The 26247-nt window shown below is 43.7% G+C and carries 16 protein-coding genes; 13 read left to right on the forward strand and 3 right to left on the reverse strand.

Translation table 11 applies throughout. The features are described from left to right. Positions 1–152 precede the first annotated feature (152 nt). The 5 genes from AC59IL_RS20580 (at position 153) to AC59IL_RS20600 (ending at position 6018) form a co-directional block, all read left to right on the forward strand. Entirely contained in the window at positions 153–530 is a 378-nt protein-coding gene (locus AC59IL_RS20580) for a LexA family protein (RefSeq protein WP_496554076.1), read from the forward strand. Then, positions 514–1776, forward strand: coding sequence for a Y-family DNA polymerase (locus tag AC59IL_RS20585; RefSeq protein WP_496554077.1), 1263 nt, complete (start codon positions 514–516; stop codon positions 1774–1776). The genes AC59IL_RS20580 and AC59IL_RS20585 overlap by 17 nt, the downstream gene beginning before the upstream one ends. Before the next feature lie 143 nt (positions 1777–1919). Continuing rightward, positions 1920–2411, forward strand: coding sequence for a hypothetical protein (locus AC59IL_RS20590; protein WP_496554078.1), 492 nt, complete (start codon positions 1920–1922; stop codon positions 2409–2411). Between the two features lie 79 nt (positions 2412–2490). Beyond that, positions 2491–3285 (forward strand): SOS response-associated peptidase, encoded by a 795-nt coding sequence (locus AC59IL_RS20595; protein ID WP_496554079.1) that lies wholly within the window; start codon positions 2491–2493, stop codon positions 3283–3285. 585 nt (positions 3286–3870) lie between these two features. Further along, positions 3871–6018 carry an NHL domain-containing protein gene (locus AC59IL_RS20600; protein ID WP_496554080.1) on the forward strand — a complete coding sequence of 716 codons (2148 nt, stop codon included), beginning with the start codon at positions 3871–3873 and terminating at the stop codon, positions 6016–6018. A 151-nt stretch (positions 6019–6169) separates the two neighbouring features. On the opposite strand, the gene AC59IL_RS20605 is transcribed toward AC59IL_RS20600, so the two are convergent. Beyond that, positions 6170–9517, reverse strand: coding sequence for a polysaccharide lyase family protein (locus AC59IL_RS20605; protein WP_496554081.1), 3348 nt, complete (start codon positions 9515–9517; stop codon positions 6170–6172). A gap of 843 nt (positions 9518–10360) precedes the next feature. Here AC59IL_RS20605 and AC59IL_RS20610 point away from each other — a divergent pair. The 3 genes from AC59IL_RS20610 to AC59IL_RS20620 all read left to right on the forward strand — a co-directional run bounded on the left by AC59IL_RS20610 (position 10361) and on the right by AC59IL_RS20620 (position 14899). Next, positions 10361–11641 carry a T9SS type A sorting domain-containing protein gene (locus AC59IL_RS20610; RefSeq protein WP_496554082.1) on the forward strand — a complete coding sequence of 427 codons (1281 nt, stop codon included), beginning with the start codon at positions 10361–10363 and terminating at the stop codon, positions 11639–11641. A 176-nt stretch (positions 11642–11817) separates the two neighbouring features. Continuing rightward, the gene (locus AC59IL_RS20615; RefSeq protein ID WP_496554083.1) at positions 11818–13218 is read left to right on the forward strand and encodes an aminopeptidase P family protein; all 1401 of its coding nucleotides are present in this window, start codon (positions 11818–11820) and stop codon (positions 13216–13218) included. A 292-nt stretch (positions 13219–13510) separates the two neighbouring features. Then, on the forward strand, positions 13511–14899 hold the full coding sequence (locus tag AC59IL_RS20620) for a jacalin-like lectin (RefSeq protein WP_496554084.1): 1389 nt from the start codon (positions 13511–13513) through the stop codon (positions 14897–14899). A 293-nt stretch (positions 14900–15192) separates the two neighbouring features. Here the strand turns inward: AC59IL_RS20620 and AC59IL_RS20625 are convergent, their stop codons facing one another. Further along, entirely contained in the window at positions 15193–15429 is a 237-nt protein-coding gene (locus AC59IL_RS20625) for a hypothetical protein (RefSeq protein WP_496554085.1), read from the reverse strand. Between the two features lie 396 nt (positions 15430–15825). Between AC59IL_RS20625 and cas13b the strand changes: the two genes are divergently transcribed. From cas13b to AC59IL_RS20640, 3 genes are all read left to right on the forward strand, one after another. Beyond that, positions 15826–19530: a type VI-B CRISPR-associated RNA-guided ribonuclease Cas13b gene (cas13b, locus tag AC59IL_RS20630; RefSeq protein ID WP_496554086.1), complete on the forward strand. Its 3705-nt coding sequence runs from the start codon at positions 15826–15828 to the stop codon at positions 19528–19530. Positions 19531–20165: 635 nt separating this feature from the next. After that, positions 20166–20936, forward strand: a complete 771-nt coding sequence (locus AC59IL_RS20635; RefSeq protein WP_496554087.1) for a LytR/AlgR family response regulator transcription factor — start codon at positions 20166–20168, stop codon at positions 20934–20936. 46 nt (positions 20937–20982) lie between these two features. Continuing rightward, positions 20983–23949 (forward strand): sensor histidine kinase, encoded by a 2967-nt coding sequence (locus AC59IL_RS20640; protein ID WP_496554088.1) that lies wholly within the window; start codon positions 20983–20985, stop codon positions 23947–23949. A gap of 86 nt (positions 23950–24035) precedes the next feature. Here the strand turns inward: AC59IL_RS20640 and AC59IL_RS20645 are convergent, their stop codons facing one another. Next, positions 24036–24179, reverse strand: coding sequence for a hypothetical protein (locus AC59IL_RS20645; protein WP_496554089.1), 144 nt, complete (start codon positions 24177–24179; stop codon positions 24036–24038). 338 nt (positions 24180–24517) lie between these two features. Here AC59IL_RS20645 and AC59IL_RS20650 point away from each other — a divergent pair, with 338 nt between their 5' ends. Together AC59IL_RS20650 and AC59IL_RS20655 are read left to right on the forward strand one after the other, a co-directional pair. Further along, entirely contained in the window at positions 24518–24799 is a 282-nt protein-coding gene (locus tag AC59IL_RS20650; protein WP_496554090.1) for a T9SS type A sorting domain-containing protein, read from the forward strand. Positions 24800–24850: 51 nt separating this feature from the next. After that, the gene (locus tag AC59IL_RS20655; protein WP_496554091.1) at positions 24851–26239 is read left to right on the forward strand and encodes a phage tail-like protein; all 1389 of its coding nucleotides are present in this window, start codon (positions 24851–24853) and stop codon (positions 26237–26239) included. Positions 26240–26247: the final 8 nt, after the last annotated feature.

Raw genomic sequence — 26247 nt, forward strand, 5'->3', positions numbered from 1 at the left:
GCTCAGAATCTTTGTTTTATCGAATTTCCACGCTTTAAAATGCAAAAAAAACAGAACCGGATAAGGGCAAAAACAAAATAATAAGCTAATTTATTTAGTACAAAGTTACTAATTATGTTAGTAATTTTGGTATACAATCAAACAAATAATTTATGGGGTTTCCGTCTCCGGCAAAAGATTACCAGGAGGATGTTATTGAATTGTCTGAATACCTTGTTCAGCATCCCAGCGCCACCTTTTATTTCCGTGTTTCGGGCGATAGCATGATCAATGCATGCATACCCCACGGCGCTTTACTGGTTGTAGACAGGTCGGTTAAACCGGTTAGCGGAATGATCGTACTGGCAGTAGTAAACGGCGAATTTACCGTTCGCCGCATTGTGCAAACCCGTAAATCACTGGTATTACATCCTGAAAATGCGGCCTATAAACCATTGGCTGTTACCGAAGAAATGAACATGCAGGTGTGGGGCGTGGTTACGGCCACAGTTGTAAAGTATAAATACGACAAAAATGATCGCATTGGTTGATTGTAATAATTTTTATGCATCGTGCGAACGCCTGTTTCAGCCTCATTTGCAAAACAGGCCGGTAGTGGTGTTAAGCAATAACGACGGATGTGTAATTGCCCGGTCAGATGAAGCAAAGATGCTGGGCATCGAAATGGGCGCGCCTTCTTTTCTAATTGAACCAACGCTGCAACAACATGAAGTATCGGTGTTCTCATCGAATTACACCCTGTACGGCGATTTAAGCGACCGGGTAATGAACACCTTATCGTGTTTCGCCGATCAGATGGAAGTGTATTCGATCGACGAAGCATTTCTAAATCTCACCTCTTTCAGGTATAATGATTTAACCGAATACGGCATTGCCATTAAAAATACGGTTATGCAAAACATAGGCATACCCGTATCTATCGGCATCGCTCCCTCAAAAACGCTTGCCAAAATAGCCAACCGGTTAATAAAAAAAAGAAATAAGCAATTGGGCGTGTACTGTATCGATAGCATGGAAAAAATGCAGTTTGCCCTGCAAAACACCGAAGTAAAAGATATCTGGGGCATCGGCAGCCAGTATGCGAAATTACTTACCCGGAATGGTTTTATAACAGCCTGGGATGTAACCCGCGCTCCCGAAGAATGGATACGGAAGAATATGTCGATTGTTGGGCAACGTATGTACCAGGAACTGAAAGGCATTTCATGCATTGCATTTGAAGATATGCCTGCCAAAAAGAAAATGGTTTGCGTGGCGCGTGGATTTGGAAAAGTGCTAAACGAAAAAAAAGAGGTGATGGAAGCGCTGGCCAACTTTACCGCCATGGTAGCCGCCAAACTGCGCAGTGAACAACAGGCCGCCACAGCTATACAGATATTTTTGCAAACCAATGCACACCGTAGCGCCGACAAACAATATTTTCGCTCGCTTACCATTCAGTTGCCGGTGGCCACCAACAGCACTCATGAACTGATTCGCCATGCGCAACAGGGATTTGAAACCATTTACCGGCCGGGCTACAATTACAGCAAAACGGGCTGCACGGCAATGGACCTGGTGCCGGCAGAAGAAGTACAATATAATATCTTTGATAAAGAAAACAGGGAACGCGATTCAAAGCTGATGAAAGTGGTAGATATGGTAAACAAATCATTCGGAAAAAATGCGGTACGGTTTGCCCTGCAGGGTTTCGGCACCCGCTGGAAGCTGCGCCAGCTGAAATTATCGCCCTGCTATACCACGCGGATTGAAGATATTTTGACGGTGAGAATTTAGGGGGTGCCGGGCGCAGGAAATGTCGAATACCGAATGTTCAATAACAAATGTTGAAGTTGTTTCTATTTCAACATTCTACATTTAATATTCAACATTCGATATTTAAAGCGCCTGCCTTTGCGGGAAATATAAAAAAGAAATCGATGCACAACCCGTTTGTTTTATTAACCACCCGCTTACTTGAGTCGCTTATCAAAGCAGGCAATACCTTCTTTGTAAGACAAACCTATAAGCGCGGCAAAAACGAACTGGACCCGCTGAACAAAGCAGCTTTTCTGATAACCCACTACAACGACTACAGCCGGGCCAAAACCCATTACGACACCCTAACTACCGACCCCAACCGCTTTTTATACAATATTATTGAACAGGAACATTACGATAAACTGCAGGTGGCCGCCACCCAGCCTGCCGGGTATAAAATTTATAGTCCTTTAATACAGCAGCCGTGGAAACCCACGCCAGCCATTGCGGCAAAGATCCGCACATACATTAGCGAAAAAATGAATTGGACGCCGGGGCGTAACGATATGGTAAAGGCCGATCTTTTTGTACAGTTTGGTGAACTTTTTATTACCTTGAAGTATGGGATTCATGAGATTAAACTGCCTCTTTCCGAAATAGAAAACGCTTAAAATATCGAATGTTGAATGATGAATATCAATGCCCGGCATTCAAAATTCATCATTCGAAATTCATTATTCATTATTTACTATGTGTTACGATATATCATTTTCTTCTAATATTCAGCTGATCTCAGATTATTTGCCCGATCTGGTGATCGATCCCCAGCTATCGATCGATTTCGACACTACTATTCATGTGCAGGCCCAGGCTTACAGAAGATATCCTATAATTATTTTCGAAGATGGCGTATATAAATTAAAAACCTTTGAATGGGGTGTTATTGCCGATTACATGAACACGCCGGAGAAAATAAAACAGAGTCGTCAATACATGTGCAATGCGCAAAGCGAGAAAATCATCATGGATAAAAAATCCTTCTGGAGAAGGATACGGTCAAAAAGATGCCTCATTCCTGTAACGGGTATTTATGAACACCGCGAAATAAAAGGATGGAAGAACAAAGTACCTTATTTAGTACGATTACAGGACCGCCCGTTGTTTTGTATTCCCGGTTTATATTATTATTCGCCCATTCCCGATCCTGAAACAGGGGAAGTTAAAGGTACTTTTACGCTCATCACCCGCGCCGGCAATTCGGTTATGCGCCAGATCCACAATGGCGGGCCCAATGCGCAACGCATGCCGCTGTTTTTGCCGCACGACCTTGAAATGAAATGGCTGCAACCCGATTTGACTGATGAAGACATTCAATCGGTGCTCGATTTTGAAATGCCATCGGAACAATTGGATTATTACCCGGTATTTACGATACGCTCAACCAAACCAAGGCCCGACAATAAAGAAAAAACGGCGCCCTTTGAATGGCCCAATTTGCCGCCGCTGGGAGTTGATGATGGAACTGTGCAGAAAAATTTATTTTAAGTTCGCGCAGCAAAGGGTTCCCGCAAAGGCGCCAGGGCGCTAAGAAAGACACATCGTGGCCTTAAATTTCTGCCTGACAATTTATTGTAAGCCTATAAAGAAACACGAAACGCAATACGATTTGCGACTTTGCGCGAAATTTAATTGCGGCTTTGCGCGAGCTATTCCCCGTCATTTCGGGCCCATTCGCCGAATACAATTGATTTCGGACAATAATCTAAAAATATTGCCGTTTCTCAATGCTTACCACAACCGGGGAAAGAGTGAAGAACCTGTGTTTAAGCCAGGAACGAATAAATTGTATCAATAATAGTTGTAACACCCTACCGTAAGGTGAACAGCAGATAACATACCGGCTCAGAAGTTAAGTACCATTCGATTATGCATGCCGGCTTCTGCTAACCATCTTCAGACGCGCGCAGTATTTGTGATTTGTGTTGATTACTATCGGAAAAATACGAGAGCGCTGGTTCTGTATTCACTGTTGATATCATTTTATACTATTATATTGTTGAATAAGTAAACTTTTTATATTTTTCGCAGAGAATATAACTTAACTGTTATCAATTTAATCCTGTTAATCCCATGAAACTCAACCAGATTATAGTAAGTACGATTCTTTCGGCAGGATGCTGCTCAATTGGGTATTCCCAAAAAATTACAACTGTAGCAGGAACGATTGGCTCTCCCGGGTATATGGGAGATTATGGCCAGGCTACTTCAGCTAAGTTTAATAATCCACGAGCGGTAGCTGTTGACAATTCAGGCAACCTGTACATAGCAGACATGCGAAACTATGTTATCCGCAAAGTAAATTCCACAGGAACTATCACCACAGTTGCAGGTAATGGCACTTCCGGCAATGCAGGTAACGGCGGACCAGCCATATCGGCCCAGCTGAACCAGCCAACCGGTATGACCATCGACCAGGAAGGCGATATATATATTGCCGATTACAACGCTTCGGTGATTAAAAAAGTAACCAAGGAAGGCATCATGACTATTTTTGCCGGTAACGGAACAGAAGGCTTTAGCGGCGACGGCGGACCTGCTGCCAATGCAAAGCTGTATCGCCCGGTTGCCGTAGCGATCGATGGCAATGGTAACTTATATATATCAGATGCCTCGAACAAAGTAGTTCGTAAAGTAAACAAAGCCGGAATTATCAGCACCGTTGCCGGAATACCGGGAAGATCGGGTTACAGCGGTGATGGCGGACAAGCCACACTGGCCAAGCTAACCCAACCCTCAGGCATAGCTGCAGATAATTTTGGTAATGTGTATGTTGCAGATCCTTCGTGCTCGGTAATTCGTAAAATTAACTCAGCCGGTGTAATTACCACCTTTGCAGGTAACGGCACATCAGGTTACAGCGGCGATGGCGGCCCTGCCACCAAAGCGCAGTTCCAGATCGGTTCGCCACAGGGTGTGGCAGTTGATAATGAAGGCAACGTGTACGCTTCAGATTATCAAAACCACGTTATCAGAAAAATAAATACAAGAGGTGTTATATCTACCATTGCCGGTACAGGTGCTCCTGATTATGCAGGCGATGGCGGCCCGGCTATTCTGGCCCAGATATGGTACCCCATCGGTATTGCTACTGATAACGCAGGCAACGTGTTCATTACAGACAGCTACAATAACACCATCCGTGAAATTGTTTCGTCATGTACTGCACCCGCTCCTTCGTTCAATTCGCAACCTGCTGATAAAACCACCTGCAAAAACAGCAAAACGGTATTTTCGGTTTCGGCCAATAATGCCGATAGCTATCAATGGCAGATAAATACAGGTACTGAATGGACCGACCTTGCAGATGGAAATGGATACAGCGGTGCTGCATCGAGCAACCTTACCATTGCTTCGGTTGCACAAACAATGAGTAATTATAAATACCGTTGTATTGCCACCAATACCTGCCGCAGCACTTTCTCGGCACAGGCAGCGTTAACAGTAACTACTGCAATGAGCCCTTCATTAGCTATAACTGCCGCTTCAACCAATATTTGTTCAGGCGCTGCAGCTATATTCAATGCAAAGGCAGCCAATGCAGGAAGCGATGCATCGTTTCAGTGGCAGGTAAACGGTGTTAATGTGGGAGGCAATAGTGCCACCTTTGCACCCGAAACTTTGAACAACGGCGATAAAGTAAGCTGTGTATTAACAAGCACCTCAGGATGTGGAGCACCGGTTTCATCGAACAATGTGGTAGTAAATGTGAGCCCCTCACCTGCAGTTGCAACCAGCGCTAATATCAAAATATTCCAGGGTGCAACCACAAAGTTAAAAGCCACTTCAAAAGAAGCCGGCAGCTACCAATGGTTCCCTTCAAATAGTTTAAATGATGGATTTGCGCAGAACCCCGTTGCAAAACCTGCCAAAACTACAACATACACTGTAGTTGCCAGCAGCGCCAACGGATGCGCAGGCACCGGTACAGTAACAGTAACTGTTGCTAAAAAGGTAGCACTGCCTGCTTCGTTTACACCGAACGGCGATGGCAAAAATGATGTTTTCAAAATACCTTTCGATAACTCATTCATCTTTAAAGCGTGTTCGATTGTAAATGCAAAAGGAAAAGAGATCTTTGAAACAAACGATGTCAACCAAACCTGGGATGGCACCATCAAAGGCGCTCCTGCTGAAGCCGGAACTTATACCTACATAATTACCGGAGTGATGAATGGCGAAAAGATTACTAAAAAAGAAACAGTCGAGTTAGTGAGATAAAAAATCTACACAATAAAAAATAAGGGCCGTCCAAAAAGGATGGCCCTTATTTTTTTGTTACCGGTTACCTGATACCGGTTACCTGGTACCGGTTGCCTGATACCAGTTGCCGGGTTCCCGGGAAATCCGGTAACTGGTAACCGGTAACGAATTATAACTTAATCACCTTCTCAACATAAGTTTTACCCCTTGCTTTTACCTGCAACAAATACATGCCCGGTAACAGGTTTTCACCAAACCGCAACATGTTAGCTCCCCTGCCCTGCAGCAATGCCTTGCCCGATAAGGTGAACAAACTGTATTCAAAATCACCCAACATAATCAATACAAACTGATGATGCGATGGGTTGGGCGCCACATGCGGCCTCAACAACCAGTTATCGCCCGGCCAGCTATTACCCGGCTGACATATTGTTATGGTATCTGAAATATGGCAACTATTGCTGTCTGTTACATATACAATATAATTACCGGCAGTTAACTGCACAAATGTATAAGGCGATGTTTGAACAGAATAAACAGTATCAGCATTCAGCTTTAACGCATAGGGAGGCGTGCCGCCGCTGAAAGTTGCCGTAATAGTGCCATCGCTGCCATAATGATGTGTTACATCGGTTTTTGTAAGCGATAACATCAGCGCATCAGGCTCACTGATCGTTACAATTGCCGTATCGGCCTCGTTCAGTGAATCTTTCACATAAACGGTATAACTACCGGCTACAAGGTTATTAAAGCTGTACGGCGATGATTGGGTAGCAAATGTTCCGGTACTATCCAGCATTATCTGGTAAGGGGGTGTGCCATTATCAAAGCCGGCTGTTATGCCGCCATCGTTACCGCCATTGCAACTTACGTTGTGTTGGGTGATCTGCAGCACAGGTTTCGGGTTGGGAATATCGGCTTCGAAACTTATATAATCATACATAAAATGATTCACGAACGATTGGGTTGAAGCCATCACCAGCGTTATGATATTTTCTCCGGCCTTTAACTTACTAAAGGGAATGCTCACCGATTTTACCGAATACTTGGTGTAATTGGTTTGTCTGATAAAACCATTACCACCGGCAATATCGGGATAGAAATTGGTGAACAATTTATTTTCCCCATTTACATAAATAAACTGGTTGGCATGATCGGCGCTGGCATAGGCAATGGTCAATGTGGCATTGCCGGTTGCGGGAATGGTGTTGGGCAAGGTAAAATGTATGCGCCATTTCCACGCAGCCCGGGTACTGTCTGTATCAGGATAAGGGGTATGCGCATAACAAAGTTTCTGCGCCCAGTTCTTATCCGATACATTGTATTCAATGGGGTTAGGGAAAGTATCTCTGAACTTATCCTGCACAAATCCTTCGCAATAATCAAAATCGCCCAGTTTAAATTCATCTGATTTTCGATCAGGCACGCCTATTTCCCAAAACAGTTTGCCTTTATCGCGGGGAATATTCCATGTTTGATTACCCAGATCGGTGGTAGCTCCTGCGGTTACCACCACATTTTGCAACTGGTAATCGCCTGTTTCGCCATCGCTGTAAGCAAAAAAGGTGTACGTGCCCGGTCTTATGTTGGGTATACTGAAATTACCGGCCGAATCGGTTTTCACCCAGTAATGATAGGTTTTGCATTCGAACTGCCATTGCCCTTCGTCGTTGGTTATTTGCGTAACGCCCACCCAGGCATTTTGTCCTTTTACAGCCGGTTTAAAAGGATCATTGATAATAAATGTCCCCGTTATGGTGCCCCTTTCAGAAGCCTGCGGGTATTCGGGATGATGCAGCCAGCTGTAAGGCCATTGTGCTTTTTCGGCAGCGGCCCTTGCTTTGGCATCAATCCAGTTGCTGTCGCCCGTAGTTTTATCAGAAAAGTACATGAGATAAGGACCGTATATTTTGCGCCAGTACTCGCCCTGCGGTACGTTAATACCTCCTGTGTTATAGTGCACGCCATTCATACAAACGTGAATGATGCCGGCAGCTGCATTCAGATCGTGATAGGTAGGCCCTTCGCTGAAATATTCATGGCTGCCAAATACCATCCAGGTGCCGATATTATTTACATCGCTCGCATGGCCATAGGCGGGCGCTTCCCACAACGGCGTGCTGTATTCATATTTGCCATCGTATTTACCGGCCCGCACACCGGTGTTCAGTTTTACAATTTCGGCAATTCCGGTAGCAGATGCATTGGCAAAATCGTACAACGATGGCATTTGCCAGTGCTTTATTGAATCAACATAAATTTTTTCGCACAGATAATTGTTGGCATCCTTTGGCGCAATCCATAAAACCTGTCGCCATGACCCCAGGTCAAAAGCAGGGTACGAAGCGGGATGTTCCAGTACCGAATAAGTGTATAATCCTTTATCGCCCTTCTTCAATACATAATGAATATCGGCATCGCAGGGGGTAACATGGCCTAACGAAGGTGTATAGGGTCTTTTAAAGGCCACCTCTACAATATCTGTAGTATCCTGCACTACGGTCAGTGTCATACCATACATGGTTTCAAAACCATAGGAAGTGGTGAAGTCGTAATACACATATTTTTTATTACCCGAAGTAGCAATGGTTTCAACGCCGTTTACTTTTAATGAAATGATATTGCTGGTTCGTTTTTCAATGGTAGCCTCAATAACGCCGTTGTTCAGTACAACATTATCTGAATATTCGCGCATCATGCTGTTGGGGTTTTGCGGAATGGCGGCTACGGTATTGGTGCCGTTGTAAGTAATGCTTACCATTTTTCCGGCAGTACAGCTAAGCCGGCCATCGGCCACCAGTGCATTCAGCTGGGCTGTTTTATCGCCTGCTATCTGCAGCAGGCCAATACCGCTGATGAATATGCGGCCACCCGTGCCTATGTTCAGATTACGGGCAATGCGAACGGTACCACCGGTAATATTCAATTGGCCCGTTAAACCGGTGCCATTCGCCAGGTTAAGGTCCATATTACTGCCGCCGGCGCCGGCATTTAATGAGCCGCCCGATACGGTCACTGTTGCGTTGCCACCGGTTCCGGTGGCTATGTATAGGCCGTTTTTTGATGATAAGGCGCCACCGGTAATAGTTACATTGGCGGCGGCGCTTCGGCCTATATATACAATATTGCGAACGTTAAAATCGGCCGGTGCATTTATGGTAACAGTACCGTTTAACGAATCGCTGTTATTGGTATACAAGGCGCCATTCACCGTAAAGTTGCTGCCGGTTAATGTGTTTAACCGGCTGCTACGGTAATTTACATTGCCTGAATTACCTCCCTTATGAACGCAATCATTGGGATTACCGGTGCCGATCATCAGTGTGGTTGAGGTAAGCAGGGCATAATTGATCGTGGTATCGCTCCAGTTATATTTTGTAAAATAGTCGGTGCTAACACCACCTACCCAGTAATTGGTTTGGGCACTGGTAATAACCGGTAGCAACAGAAAAAATAAAGCAATGGGAAATGCATGCGATCGGTGTCGACGCATGGTTGTGCGCAGCATGTGTGGCATAGCTATCGTTTTAATGGTTTAAATGATATATAAAAAGTGTAGTGCGAAAAAAGAAGCTAATGGCAATAATATATAAGAGATGATTGGTGAATCATACAGCAGCGTGTTGGTTGGTTAATAAAACATAAACTTATCGAATAGCTTGTCATGATCCATCCTGCAGTATCCCGGATACCGGGTACCGGATACCGGGTACCCGTTCCCTGGTTCCGGTACCTGGGTAACTGGTAACCGGAGACTGGTAACTGGTAACCAGGTCACTTCCGTTGGGTTTCCGTGGGGTTGTGGTCGTATTGTGGTCGTATTGCCTTGCCCTTTCCATGCCCCCTTAGGGCAACAAAAAGGCAACAAAAGGGCACGGCAATAGCACGCAAATACGAACGGGAGGGCACAAAGAGGGCACTGCGAGGGCAACAGGGGGGCACCAAAAGGGCAAGCGGAGGGCACCAAAAGGGCACCACGAGGGCAAGCCGGGGGCACGAAAAGGGCAAGAACTCATTCTATTGCATTCAAAATCAACAATATAAAAAACCATACATATAAACATTTATTACCCTAACGGCAACTTATCCCCGATCAACATCCATAAAAAAATTTCGTAATACACTTGCACAATTAAAAATTCATGTTAATCTTTGTATTAATAATTTCATTCATACAATCTCCCAATCTCCTACAGAACCGTGCCCAATCCTACGAACACACACTCCAACCAAAGAAAATTTTTTTAGGTTAAGTTGATAACATCAACCTGATTCCTCTGTCATTCCAATTTCCCCTGAGAAAGTCCTTATAATTCCAATGCCTGTGGTGTTTTTTCGATTAACCCCTTAAACCACAAGTATGAAACATTTGTACCCTAACGGTTTGTCTTTGTTTGCTTATTTGAAAGCTGCTTTCGTAACGTTTTTGCTTACCTGTAGCAGCCATATACATTCTCAAACATTAAATTTCAATGCACCTTCAATTGTATCCGGTACCGACCAAATGGTTGGATGCGTTTACCGTTTTTCATCGATAACAGCCAGCGGTCATTTAGATGCATTGGTTTCAATAGATAGTTTAATTGGCGTTACGGTTTCCGGTATAGATGCTACTCCATCAGGAAGCTCTACCACGGCGTTTCAACCACAGCTCAGTTCTATGGGTGGTAAAGGATATCATTATGCTGTTTTCACTATTACTTTTGTAACGGCAGGTACTACCTACCCTGCACCGGTTACAAATTTCAGCAGCGTATTTATGGGTATCGACGGTAGCAACCAGATAACAGAATTCAATGCTATCACTATACCTAATGCCACATGGCAATACGTAAGCAGCACCCCCAAAGTGGCTGTTACACAAACCGACTCCACGTATTCAGGAACGGCTACCAGCTCAAGTCCTGCCGGCGGACAAGGGATTGATGAAAACGATTCAACGCAAATGTTCAAAGTCAGTTCTCCGATTACCACCCGCTTTTCGATGCGTGTAGGGTATTATCAGAGTTCAAGTGGATGGAACGGCAACGACCTGTTCAGCATTAATATCGGGGGCAGTGATTTGCAGGCTATTACATTACCCCTGAATTTGTTGAGTTTCACAGCCAAACTGGTGAATGATAAAGTATCGCTTTCGTGGAGCACCACTAAAGAAGAAAATGTGAGTCATTATATTATTGAAAGAAGCTATAATAACGAAACATATGAACAGGCAGCCCTGATATTCCCGGCCGAAGTGTCGCAGACAGTTAACAACTATTTGTACCAGGATGCCATTAAAAATACAGATGCCCCTGTAATTTACTACCGGTTGAAAATGATTGACAAGGACGGTAAATACAGCTACTCTGATGTAAAACTGGTTAGAATGGCAGACAGCAACGAATCGGCCCGAATAAATACTTACCCCAACCCGGTAGTGAACGATTTGCACATATCGCTGCCGCAAAGCTGGCAAAACAAAACCGTTAACTGTCAGCTATTGAATGTAAACGGATCAGTTATAAAATCATTTACCATACAACAGGCTGGTTTATCAGCCACGATCACCATGCGCGAAATACCTGCAGGCATGTACTTTGTAAAGGCAATCAGTGGAAAGGAAATGTGTATGCAAACGATCGTAAAGTCATCGAATTAAAGATAGTTTTTAAGGGTACGATCAACAACGCCGTCTTGTTTCTACAGGATGGCTCTTTTTTTAGCTAAGAGCTATAAGAGTAAAAAGAGAACCTTTAATCTCTTAGCGCTACTGCATCTACGGCGCTGGCGCCGCTAAAATCCCTTAACTTGTACCCTCTTTTTAAACTACATGACATGGAATTACAAATATTCGACCGGCAGGTATACATGCAACGCAGGCAACATTTAAAGAAAAATATTTCTACCGGCCTTGTGCTGCTGTTGGGCAACGAAGAAAGCAGCATGAACTACAGGGATAATTGCTTTCCTTTCAGGCAGGACAGCACTTTTTTATATTATATAGGCATCGACCTACCCGGACTGGCCGCCGTGATTGACCTTGACGAAAACAAAGAAATCCTTTTTGGCGAAAACGCCTCTATCGATGATATTATCTGGACGGGCCCTCAACCCCAGGTGCAGGAACTGGCCGAAGCAGTGGGTATAACAGATAGTGGCAACCTTGCTCAGTTGGCAGGCCTGCTCAATAAGGCCGGCGCATCAAAAAGACCGATACATATAATACCTCCTTACCGCCCCGAGAACAAAATAAAGCTGGCTACATGGCTGAACACACCCATTGACCAGTTGCAGCAATTTGTTTCAGAACCATTGATCCGCGCCATTGTTGCACAACGCGAAATCAAGGAAGCCCGCGAAGTGGAAGAAATGGATAAAGCCGTTTCTGTTACTGCCGATATGCATCTGGCCGTAATAAAAAATGCACGCCCCGGTATGAAAGAATATGAGCTGGCTGCGCACACCGAAGCCATTGCAGCAGGCGCCTGGGGCCGGCTTTCGTACCCCACCATTTTGACCATTAACGGACAAACACTACACAACCATTATCATGGCAATACTATTAATGAAGGGCACATGGTACTGGTAGATGCAGGCGCCGAAACCCATATGCATTATGCGGGCGATCTTACCAGAACTTTTCCGGTTGGCAAACAGTTTACCAGCCGCCAGCGCGACATTTACGAAGTGGTGTTACGCTCGCTCGATCATGCCGCTTCGTTATTGAAACCCGGCATTCAGTTTAAAGAAGTGCATACACAGGCCAGCATTAAACTGGTTGAAGGATTAACAGCCGTTGGATTAATGAAAGGCAATGCACCCGAAGCAGTAGCCGCAGGCGCGCATACCATGTTCTTTCAATGCGGTCTTGGTCATATGATTGGCCTGGATGTACATGATATGGAAGACCTCGGCGAGCAATATGTTGGTTACGACGACCAGCTGAAAAAAAGCAAAGAATTCGGTTGGAAATCACTTCGCCTCGGCAAAGCGCTCAAAGCCGGTTTTACACTCACTGTTGAACCCGGTGTTTATATCATTCCCGAACTGATCGATCGCTGGAAGGCCGAAAACAAACACGCTTCCTTTATCAATTATGAATTGCTCAACGACTACCGTTCTTTTGGCGGCATACGCATTGAAGATAATTACCTGATCACTGATACCGGCAGCAAAAAGCTGGGTAAAGATTTGCCAAAAGCAGTTAAGGAAATTGAAGCGTTAAGAAATGTATAGATAATAATATTCATTCATAAATAGTTGTAAAAGCGCGACGGCGCAAATACTCACCCCCAGCCCCTCTCCTGAAGGAGAGGGGTTCGGGGTGAGGTTGTTTTCACGCCTTTTGTATACATATTGTTTCAGGCATCATACCCCGTGCAACGCGCACACCTATATGTACAACAATACTCCATTGTTAAAGTAATCTTTTCATTAACTAACTATTAAGTGGCAAAAGCTACCACCTGCATTTGTATCATTGCGCGCTAAATGTATCACCCAACAAATCAGACACAAAACAATCTTTATGAAAAAAAATCAAATGCGCATTGCAGGTGCCATCTTATCCCTTGCAGTAGCTCTTTTCACAGGCGGTTGCACCAAACAACAACAGGAGCAACAGCAACCCGGCGAAGTCAAACCGGTTACAACTACATCTGCCGGCGCCACTAACCGGCTGGTGACAGGCGCCAATTTTTCGGTGCTTACCTACAACGTAGCGGGATTGCCGCAAATTCTTTCAAGCGCCACTACCCCAAGAGATGTAAGCAGCGCACAAATAGGAAAACTCATCAATGCCTGGAGCATCGTGCATGTACAGGAAGACTTTAACTACCATGCATACCTGTACGACAATGGTAATGCCCACCCCTACCGGTCATCGACGAGCGGCGGTGCAGGCATTGGCGATGGACTGAACTCATTGTCATATTTTCCGTTCACCGATTTTAGCCGTATTACCTGGAACACACGTATTAATGAAAACGCATTAACACCCAAAGGCTTTACATTTTGCCGGGTAAGAATGGCCGAAGGTGTTTATATCGATTTTTATAACCTGCATACCAATGCCGAATCGGACGATGCTTCTATTGCAGCACGGGCCGACAATTTTTTGCAGATATCAAATTATATCGCCGCCAATTCAAAAGGAAATGCTGTAGTAGTAATGGGCGATATGAACGCCCGCTATACCAGAGATAATAACCTGCGATTATTAACAAACGTGAACGGACTCACCGATCCCTGGATAAACCTCATCAGAAATGGCTCCGTTCCCAAACTGGGCGATCCGGCCATTGCATGTGACTTTCCCAATGAAACCAATGATTGCGAGGTGGTAGACAAAATTTTTTACCGCAGCAATAAATACATTCAGCTTACCCCTTCGAATTACCAGATGGTGCATTCATTTGTAAATGATCAGGGACAACAATTGTCGGACCATTTGCCTCTTTCCCTTGACTTTTCTTATTCGTTGCAGGACGATTTCAAAATGAGTGATTTATTCGGCGGTCCGCACGGAACCCCGTTTAATGATCTGGAAACCCTTACCGCTACCAGCGCTCCTTCGGTGATCACAATCAGAGGCGGCAGCCGTATTGACAATGTTGGAGTGACCCTTACAAACGGCACCACGCTCACACATGGTGGTACCGGCGGAACAGCGAAGTCGTTAACACTGCAAAGCGGAGAATATATTTCGGCCGTTACATTAAACTCGGGCGAATACAATGGCCATACCCGCATCTTTTATATAAAGATCACAACCAGCACCGGCCGTACACTTTCTGCCGGATCACAAACATCGAACACCATAACGTATACCGCTGCTGCCGGTTATAAGGTTAGCGGTTTTTATGGTAATTCGGGCGACGAGGTTGATAAATTAGGGGTTATCTATACCAAAATATAGTTCATCAAAGTTACCGGTTGTTTCAAAATCAAAGTCCCGCCACCCCTGCGGGACTTTGCCGTTAGGGATGTTTACATGCAAACCAGCATTGTTTAAACACAAAAGTGCTTTGTAGTACACAAATCAAAATTGTAGCAAATATTTGCATCAATGTAGCGCACAAAAATTGGAATGCAGGAACGCCGGGCGGTATTGTTTGAACGCAAAGCTGCATTGTTTGAACGACGGCCGGCATTGTAGTGCACATTGGCTTCAAAGTATGCACACAAGCCGGCAATGTTGTAAACAAAAATTTAAAAGTTGACACACAACGCAAAGAAATAAAGCACATTTTTTAAAATACGCGCTATTTCAAAGAAAATGTTATCTGTTTCGCCGGTCATGTTATCTACATCGATGGCAATGTGCTCTACATCGAAGGCAATGTGCGCCATTTCGCGGGCAATGTTATCAATTTCGCCGGTCATGTTATCTACATCGAGGGCAATGTGCTCTACATCGAAGGCAATGTGCACTATTTCGCTGAACATGTAATCTATTTCCCCACACTGTACGTTAAATCGCCCCGCAAGCGAATATTTATCACTTTACAGTAATCACTAACCTCGCAGCTATGCGAAGGCTAAGGGGTAGCCCTTAATTGATCCATCGCCCCAAAAAAATTTACAATTTTATTTTGCCATTCTGATTAAAATTCACGGCTATTCATTAATTTTAATTATAATATCTACCCACCCAGGGGTAACCTAAATTCTTCCAACCAAACACACCCGTGCAATACCCTGCAACTCAAGCGGTATCATTCTTTTTTATTCCTTGTTCCTTTTTAAACCTGCTTATGAAGCTTGCGGTGCTTCCATTGATGATTTCGTTATTTCATTGTACTGTTTAATACGGTCAATTCATTAACCAATAACCCTTTTGTTATGCTACCGGCTGTAAAGTCACTGGCAGAAAAAAATTATTTTGCCCTAACAAATGCTCCCTGGTATTTTGGAGCATACCTAACGCAGGCGCAACATAATATTACAATTACCCTGAACGATCTAAGTAAAAAACTGGGAAGTGAAACTACCGAAGACGAGCACCACCTGTTAAGAACAAGGGCAATCACTATATTAACCGACACAAATGCCACGCCTGATGAAGTGCAAAAGGCAATGGCATATTATGAAAAGCACTTTCCTTTTTTGTTTGGCATGCACTTTCGGTTTATGCCCGGCGAAAAAAGGCCCGCACAAACGCCCCGCAATCTCAGCGCCTCCGCAACCGGCTATGCCGCTATTTTAAAACGGCTGGTACAGGTATTGCATGATGCCCGTGCGCATTATTTGCATTTTACCGGTAACGGAGAGCTTCATATTGATCAGCAACTTTTTTACTGGCTGAACGATGCATTTGATATTAATACCAGAATTGTTAAGCGAAAACTGAACCTCGATGAAAGAGAAAGCAATCACCTGCGAAGGTATATAGCCAACTACGACAGAACTCTTACAGATAATCAGGGAAAACCCCTTAAAGTAATCTCCAACCCCGCCTTTAAATTTTATTTCAATAAAAAAGAAAACAGATCGGCATTTACCACCTGTGGACTGGCATTTTTTACCTGTCTGTTTTTAAGCACCGGCGAGGCATACTCCTTTCTACAGAGGATCAACGGTTTTCAATCGGGTAACGGTCGCTCGCTCAAAGCAACTTTCGATACATTTTGTATAAATAATTTACAGGCTCCTATTGAGCGGTTCAACATCGACAATGGCATTAGCACATTATTTACCGATATGTGTAACGAGCTGGCAAAGGCGCCCAAAGAATTGTTTGAAACCCTGCATCCCGATAAACAAAAATTATTCATTACAGCGCAACGCAATGAAAGCGTTGATACCGTAGAGAACTATCCGGTACCTGAAACAAAAATGGTTAGAAAGAATAACCGTTTTACTTTTTTCGCTCAGCGCTTTTTAGATATTACCCAGGCTTTTCAACACATGCGATTTGGCGTTGATCTCGGCTATTATTATTACAGCATTTATCCAAAAACAATTGCCGGCATTCCCGCAACCCGTGAGCTTACGAAACGATTGACCGGTTATGGACGACTGGAAGATTTTGAAAAAGAAAAAAGACCGGCCGCTTACCGAGAATTATTTATTGATGCCAATGAAAAAGAGCCTGACTGTTTGCAACCCTATATTGTAGAAGCATGGCCACATTATCATACCGAAAACAACCTTATACCGCTTACATGGCAGGACCATGCAGATGCTTACTGGCCTTCGTTACAAACAGCATCTACCAACGGACAAAAATCATATCCCAACAGGTATATCAAAAATGACGATTCGCAAAAACCATTTGCCTGGTTAAGCGTATTCGAATTACCGGCATTGCTTTTTTATGAACTGATTCAACATGATATAAGCGCCGAAAAAGTAATTGCCGACCATATAGCAGGTATAAAACATTTCTTCACCAGCATAAAAGCAGGAACTATACAGCCAGTAGCCGGTACTTTAATACGCAAACCTGCACAACAGGAAATTCTTACCAGAGGCAATGCGGAATATAATAACCGGTGGAAAGGGGTTATGGACCTGCTGCATACCTACACCCTTAAACCCGCTTATATCCCTGAAAAAGTGTTGAACTATTTATTGGGTATTGCGCCTGCAACCGATACTGTTGCTCATGAAAAAGCAGTCAGCCGCCTTCAAACCATGATCGGTGAGTGCCGGCAGGCAATTCATTCGTTAGAGCTGCGCGAAAAAGAAGAGATCAAGCCCGGTAAAAAAAGTTTCAGAAAAATACTTGTTGGCAAACTGGCCAAAACACTGGCTACAGACATGTTGTTACTGCAACCGCCGCTGAAAGATAAGGATGGCAATAATATTCCGTCTTCAAAACCCAACAGCACCGCCTTCAGGTTGCTGCAAAGTCGTTTGGCTTATTTTGCCGAACACAAACATGCGTTAGATTCTCTGTTCAAAGCATGCCGGTTAACCGATTCGCCCAATGCACATCCTTTTTTACAGAACCTACAGTTGCAGGAATATGGCAGCCTCACCAGATTTTACAAAGGATACTTTGCCGAAAAAATTAGCTGGCTCGAAAAATGCCTGAAAGAAAAAAGCTATGCTGATTATCATTTTCTGAAAATAAAAGAATCAGAGTACGATATAATTAATCTGGCAGATACCTACTTAAACGCAAACAATACAGTGTACCATGCCTGCAACCTGCCCCGGGGATTGTTTTACGATGCAGCCATAAAACACTTTAAGCAACACGGATCGGCTGCCATGAAAGATTACGTACAACAATACGAAACCACCGGCAACGCCATTCATTTAATAAATTATTATTTTAATTATGAATGCAATGATGCCGCGCAAAACTTTTATTGCTGGCCCAGGCAATACGATGTATTTAAAGAGCCATTTGAAAAAGACGGATGGAACGGATACTATACTACTGAAGTAAGAGCAGCCAAATGGGAAGCGGTAAAAAATGCAACCATCAGAGATAAAAATATGCTGGCCCAACAAAGGCAGGAAGCAGAAAAGGAAATACAGGAGTTCAAAAAAGAAGTAAGGGATTACCGCGATCTGAGGGCTATAGCCAGGCTTGTTGTTGATAAGTTTGGAAATAAATATCCGGCGGTAAAAAAGATACAGGTGATACGGTTTAAAGATTTTGAAATTCCCCGTAAAATAATCACCAAAGTAGTAGCCTGTATCGACGATACCCTGAAAAGTGCCGAACTCAAAGCCAGGGCATATGCCCATTGCAAAGAAAATGAACAATACCTCAGGCTTGCCGAAGTGCAGGATAAGCTGTTGTTTTTGTGTATTAAAAAAATGGCCGGCAACCCTTCATTCAATTTGTTAAACACCAGCAACGGTTTGCCGCTAACAACAGCCAATGCATTGCTTTTGCAACAGGTTACCGCACCGAACGATGCTGCCGGTAGTAAAAGTATTTTACATTACCGGCCTGCCAATGGCATTGTTGTTACACATCCTTTTTATAAAGTGACCGATACCGGAGAATTTGAAAAACACAATAACCGACGCATACAGCAAGGTGAGGTAACTATTCTGGATAGACCGGGCACCATCAGTAACAGCAGCCAGGTAAGAAAATTAATAAAAGACAACCGGCTGAATAACCTGTGCTTTTACTTTGAACCCGGTAACAGCGGCAACATAATCCTAAGCAAACAAATTACAGTAAACGAATTACAGCAATACGACCGGCAACGGCTGGCCGTACTGGAAATAACAGCTGAGTTTGAAACAAAGCTGTTTGAAAAACATGGCCATCAGGCTTCATCGTTCTTTTATGCAAATGGCGTTCAGCAACACAGGCGGTACCTCGCATATTATTTTGCCCGATTTGATGCCGGCAATGAAAATATACAGAACGAACTAAATGCAGTTCGCACCGCATTTTTATATAACCGGTTCCCTTATATAAATAACCAGCAGTACAGGCTTTCGGCCGATGAATGGACCTGCATTAACAACGATCACAACAGCCATACCAAAGGCTACGGCATTATTGAAAAAATAGCTGCTGCAACCATTGAACAATACAGCGTAATGATACATACTCTGGAAACTGTATAAACTTTTTGCGATTGAAACAATCCTTATGGAGCAGCAATCTGCGCAAACCATGAAGGATGATTGCAACTTTCAATCGTTAGATGATTAAAGGGATACCTGGTTGTAGAAGCCCGCGTTTGCAGGGTGAGCACAACATCCCCTTAGCCTTATTATGAAACAATTTGCTGAAGCCTTCGTTTTGAAAGGTGCCGGCAAATGCTCAGGAATATTGTAATATACTTACTACAGTTTGTAGAAGCCTTCGTTTTGAAAGGCGATTACAACAATATGCCCTTAGCCTTTTATTTTCCCTGTTGCAGAAACCTTCGTTTTGAAAGGCATATGCTACTAACTTACTATTCGATCCAATTGCATCGGAATACGATTGACCATTGACCATTCACCATTCACCATTGACCATTCACAATTGCCGTATTTATTTAACGGCCCGCATATATATTATCAGCATTACTTATGCGTATCGAAACAGCCTTGATTATTAAACAGATACTCGCTTTACATTCCGCAATCAACTATTTATTATTCGGGCTCCTTACTTTTTACCGCATCAACATGTCAATTACTGTTTAAAAAACTTAACGGCTTATTCAGCAATACCCTATTACTTTGCACCTACCTATCAATAATCTTATTCAATGGAAAAAACCATAAGCGTATTTATTGCCGACGATGAATACCAAAGCAGGCTGGTTATTGTTAAATTACTAAGCCGCTATTTTACAGGTATACAAATTGCAGGACAGGCGGGAACCGTACCCGAAGCTGTTGAAAGCATTCAACTGTTGCAGCCACAAATAGTTTTTCTGGATGTACGCATGCAACACCTTACCGGCTTTGATATACTTGACCGTTTGCCGGCAACCGATTTTGAAGTGATCTTTACTACCGCGCATGAAGAATATGCTGTAAAGGCTTTCAGGTACAGCGCTATTGATTATCTTGTAAAACCTATTGACCCTGCCGAGTTGCAAACCGCTATGCAACGCGCCATATCAAAAATAAAACTACAGCAATCATCCACTACCGAACAGGTGAAATTGTTGTTTCAGCAGCTGACAGACACTAACTCTGCGCCTAAGACCCTGAATAAAATTGCGGTGCCTACTCCCGAAGGGTTATTGTTTATTAACGCCCAGGATATAGTGTATTGCCAGGGCCAAAGTAATTATACCGAAATACATATGGCTAACGGCCAGGTGATCACCAGCAGCCACACGCTGAAATTATATGAAGAACTACTGAACAACCAGTTTTTCTTTCGCGCTCATAAGTCATATCTTATCAACCTGCAACATATAACATTTTATCGCCGGGGTGAAGGAGGCGTGGCTGTCATGAGCAATGGCCATGAAGTTGAAATAGCCCGACGGAATAAAACCAGTTTTCTCAATTTGTTTAAAGGGTAATTTTATTTTTCGCCCGGTATTAAATAGCGGCCTAATCCTTTTGTTTATGGCGGGGTGCTTCATCAACCGTGCCATGTGCCAGCATTTTTATATTCAGAAATATACCGTAAACGATGGCCTGGCCGATTCTTATGTTTTAGGAATGTTTCAGGATAGCCAGGGCTTTTTATGGCTAGGTACCATAAATGGCCTCAGCCGGTTCGACGGAAAAGAATTTTTGAATTACGGTTATGATCAGGGGCTACCTGATTTACGGATCGATGTAATATATGAAGACAGCCATAAAAGAATGTGGGCCGGTACCCGAAGAGGAGTAGTTGAGATCAGGGGTCGCAAATGCATCAGGTACCCGGTGAATGACAGCCTGAACATTTTATATGTTTTTTACATAGGAGAATCGGGCAATGAGTTGCGTGCCTATACCGATAAAGGAATATACCGGTTCCGGAACCGGCAATGGGAAAAGGTAAAACTATATCCCGGCCTCGAAAACCATCATATTCGTGATATCATTGAAACCGATACAGGACGCATCATCAATTACGGCGATTTTCTGATAACACAAAACAACCAGGGCCGGTTCAGCATAAAAGGCAGATATCCCCACGACGTACCTTACTTTATTACATTGAGAAAGTCGCGCAATAAAGTATACCTGAGTATGATGCCGGATAAACTATTGCTGCTTCAACAGCATGATAGCATTCCGTTATTTCAGCAGGCTTTGCACAACAAAAATATAGGCAGTTATTTCTGCGATTCGCGTAACCGCTTTTGGGTAAGCACCGAAGAAGACGGGCTGATGGTTTCATCCAAAGGCAATACCCAAACCTTTACCGACACTATTCCAGTGGCTTTTAATCTGGTATCGGGCATATACGAAGACCGTGAGGGTAACATATGGGTAGCCTGTCTTGATGGACTATTACGCGTTACCGACGTATCATACAACGTATTTACCGGAGTTGAAAACCCATTGATAAACGACATCCGAAACCTGCTTACTATTGCCGATACCCCCGGTATTATATGCACTGGCAGCGGCATACTGCAATATAAAAACGGGACATTTTTAGCATTACCGGTTAGTTATTCGCCCCAAAAGTCAATTACCGGCTTTCGCGATAACGTAGCCGATTCGTGGTGCCGCGATAACAAAGGCAATACCTGGGTGGTAATGCGCGACAAAAAAATATACTTCTTAAAAGATTATGTTTTAAACGACGTTAGCGCGCTCATCGACCATCGCAAATGCCATTACTACCTGCGCATAACACACAATGATGTAAATAATAAAGTATATGTAAATACCGACACATTATTATGTGGCGATGAATCGGGATTGCATCCTTTAATAAGTGCCGATACCCGCCAATACATCATTCAACCGCACACTATTCATGCATTCAGCAATGGTAAAGTACTGGCGGTTAATGCAGCTTACCAGTTTTATTTAATAGATACCGCTAACCATGTGCAGGATGTTTCTGCCGCCATAGGCTTCAGGGGATCGGGTTCTCAGTTGAGTTTTTTTACAGAATCATCGGGAAAATTCTGGCTTGCATCAAACGGCGGCCTTTTCAGATACCATTGGAATAACGACCAGGTGCCTGTAAAAGAATTGCGTATCACCCGGCAACAGGGTTTACCCAACGATGCGGTTCATTCAATTACAACAGACATGTATAACCGGTTATGGGCGGTTACCAGTTCGGGCCTTGTAGTTATAGAAGCCGACAAAACAACTACAAACAAGCCTGTGGTACACCGGTTAAGTGAAGAAATAGGCATTACAGGCAACCAGTGGCTGGGAAGCCGGTTAATGACAGATGCGGCCGGTTATATATGGATGAATTTTCCGAACGCCGTATACCGGTTCAATCCCCGGCTGATACAATTCAACAACCTGCCGCCTGCTGTTAGCATTGAAGAGGTACAACTGAACCTGCAACCAACCGTATGGAATGCTTTTACCGATTCGTTATTTGGTTATCGGCAACTACCCCATTATGTAACATTACCCCATTATCTCAATAACCTAAGCATATCATTCAGGGCGCCCTGCTACAGCGGCACATCAGGTCTTGAATATTCGTACCAGTTAGCCGGCGCCGGCAGCAACTGGAGCCCCGTTACAAAAAACAATTCCGTTTCATTTGTAAAATTGCCACCGGGCGAATATCATTTTAAAGTACGTGCGCGTAAATCGAATACTGCCTGGGGACAGCCAGCCCTTTTCACTTTTTTGATTAAAAAACCCTGGTGGCAAACCTGGTGGTTTCGGGTGGCAGTAACAGTGCTTGCCATTTTAGCAGTTGGATTTCTTTTTCAGTATCGCATAAAACGGGTTCGCAAAAAGGCCGAAATAAAACAACAAATGCGTGAGCTTGAATTAAAAGCATTGCGCTTACAAATGAACCCGCATTTTATTTACAATGCGCTGAACTCGATTCAGGCGCTGGTGCTGGACAATGAAACCGAAAGCGCTTCGACCTATATCAGCAAATTCGGCCGCCTGTTAAGACAAGTATTGAACCATTCTGAACAAACCTGCATTTCACTGGCCGAAGAGTTGAAAGCACTGGAGTTATATATTCAGCTGGAACAATTACGATTGAATGTTCCGGTGAAATATCATATCTCCTGGGATGCAAACATCGATATCAATGAAGATGGAATACCGCCGCTGGTATTGCAGCCATTCGTCGAAAATGCATTATGGCATGGCTTAAGTCGTAAGAAAGGAGAAAAACTGCTACGTATAGTTTTGCATATCGATAACGACTGGCTGATTGTTGAAATTACCGATAACGGTATTGGCCGGCAACAGGCAGCTTCGCAAAAAACAAAACGGCCGGCCAATACTTCGAAAGGAGTAGATATTACCCGGCGACGTATAAAAGAATTTAACAACTTGTCCGAAATGCAGGCGGTTGAAATGATCGATCTGTATGATGAGTATAAACAACCTGCAGGCACTACAGTAATTCTTCATATAAAAAGAAAAGTATAGCTGGCTGATCCCACTAACGCCTCAAACAATTCCACTCATTAGCCAAAAGCTGCCGCAGGCTAAATGCTAATTAGCCGTATACATAATTATCTTTCTTTTGTCCTGTAAACATAGTCGGCTAACACCCATGTTACCGTACTGTTCAGGCGAAGGCTAATGCTCTGATGAAGTTCTACGCCGGTGTCATTAGGCAAACTGTCTTCGCGGGAAGACAGTTTGCTGTTTGTCATACAATTATTACACGGTTGTTTTTTCTATATAAAAAGATTAAGATATCAGCATGTATACAACTAAGTGGTAACAATTGATAAATAGCATACGCAAAATTATGATCAATCAGTATTTGCTGCTATCTTGTATACCGAATCAGCAACCAGTTAAAACCTTTTCGAACCATTTCTGTACCTAAACCGAAAGACTATGAACCTACAACTACAAAGATCAACGCGCATCTCTTCTGCTTTTTTGTAACAGCAATAACCCTCCCTGCAAAAAGATCATCCAGGAAATTGATCAGACCTTCATGTATTAAACATTTATGATTTGTAAAAAAATCTGATTACCTGTTATGAAAAAACTTATTCAGGCATTAACTGCCTCTTCCGAAAAGGTATACGATAAACAAAGCAATATGTTAAGCTGGTATATTACCGAAAGCGGCACTGTAACCGTATGGCTGCAACATGGCGCCAGTGAAAATTACCGTTTAACCGATATCAATGGTCGCATTATTGAACAGGGCGACCTGAAAGAAGGCCGCGTTACTTTCAGCGACCTGGCAAAAGGTTCCTACACGTTACATATTTCAACAGCCAAAGGAACGCTTCGCCGGGAAATAGACATACAATAACAGCCCTTTACATATTATTTTTTAACCCCCGTAAAAAACGGATCAATACGTATGAAAACAAATCGTATGTTGCTACTTGCATTTGTAGCAACACAGCTCTTTGCGCGCGCCTATGCACAAAACGTAGCCATCAACACCGATGGTTCTTTACCCGATTCCAATGCCATACTCGACATTAAATCGGCCAACAAAGGAATACTCATTCCACGCATCAGCTCTGCAACCCGGCAGGCAATGCCCGCCTCACAAGGATTATTGGTATACGATACCAGCACCAATTCGTTCTGGTTTTACAACGGTACAGCCTGGCAAAACCTTACAGCAGGTACAGGCGCCTGGTCACTTAATGGCAACAGTAGCACCAACAGCAGCAATTTTATTGGCACTACCGATTACCAGCCATTTACAGTAAAGGTGGGCAATACGGTTGCAGGCCACATTCCTGTCGACTCGCAATTGGTATCTTGGGGTTACTTCGCCGGCAATGCCAATACCACCGGTATGGCCAATACCACGATCGGTAACTATTCACTTGTAAAAAATACTACAGGCTCAGGCAATACCGCAACCGGCTTTTTTGCCATGCTGTATAATACAACCGGTACCGCCAATACAGGTACCGGCCGCGCTGCGCTATATACGAATACAACAGGAAGTTATAATACAGCCAATGGGAACTCTTCTTTATTATACAGTACCGTCGGAAATCATAATACAGCCATCGGATTTTCGGCTATGTACGGCGATACGGCAGGAAGTTACAATACGGCCATAGGTTCCTTTTCTTTAGCTATCAACAGCAATGGGTATTATAATACGGCTGTAGGCAATCGCGCATTGTACTCGAACGGATTAGGTTCGAATAATACCGCAATAGGCGCCGGCGCCGATGTAGGTGGTTATACTCTTAACAACGCTACTGCTTTAGGTGCAGGGGCCATTGCGAATGCATCTAACAAAGTACGCATTGGCAACAGCGCCGTTACCGTAATTGAAGGACAGGTGCCCTTTACCACTCCATCCGACGGACGCTTTAAATTCAATGTGCAGGAAGATGTAAAAGGACTTGACTTTATTAACCGCCTGCGCCCCGTTACCTACCAGTTTGATGTTAAACGGTTCGATGCGCAACAAACAAATGCTTCAACAAACAAGGATGTACAATGGGCTACCTATGACGAAGCCACTATGATGCGCCGCAGCGGTTTTATTGCGCAGGAAGTTGAAAAAGCCGCCATGGCGTGCGGATACAATTTCAGCGGCATCAGTAAACCCCAAACAAACCAGGAACATTACGGCCTCAGCTACGAATCGTTTGTTGTACCACTGGTAAAAGCAGTGCAGGAATTAAATAAAAAGGTAGAAGACCAAAACAATAAACTCGCCGATTTGCAAAGCCAGTTAGATGCCTTAAAGCAATTAATACAATCGAAAAAGTAGTTCACTTC

The sequence above is a fragment of the Niastella sp. sgz303648 genome, from assembly GCF_059587045.1.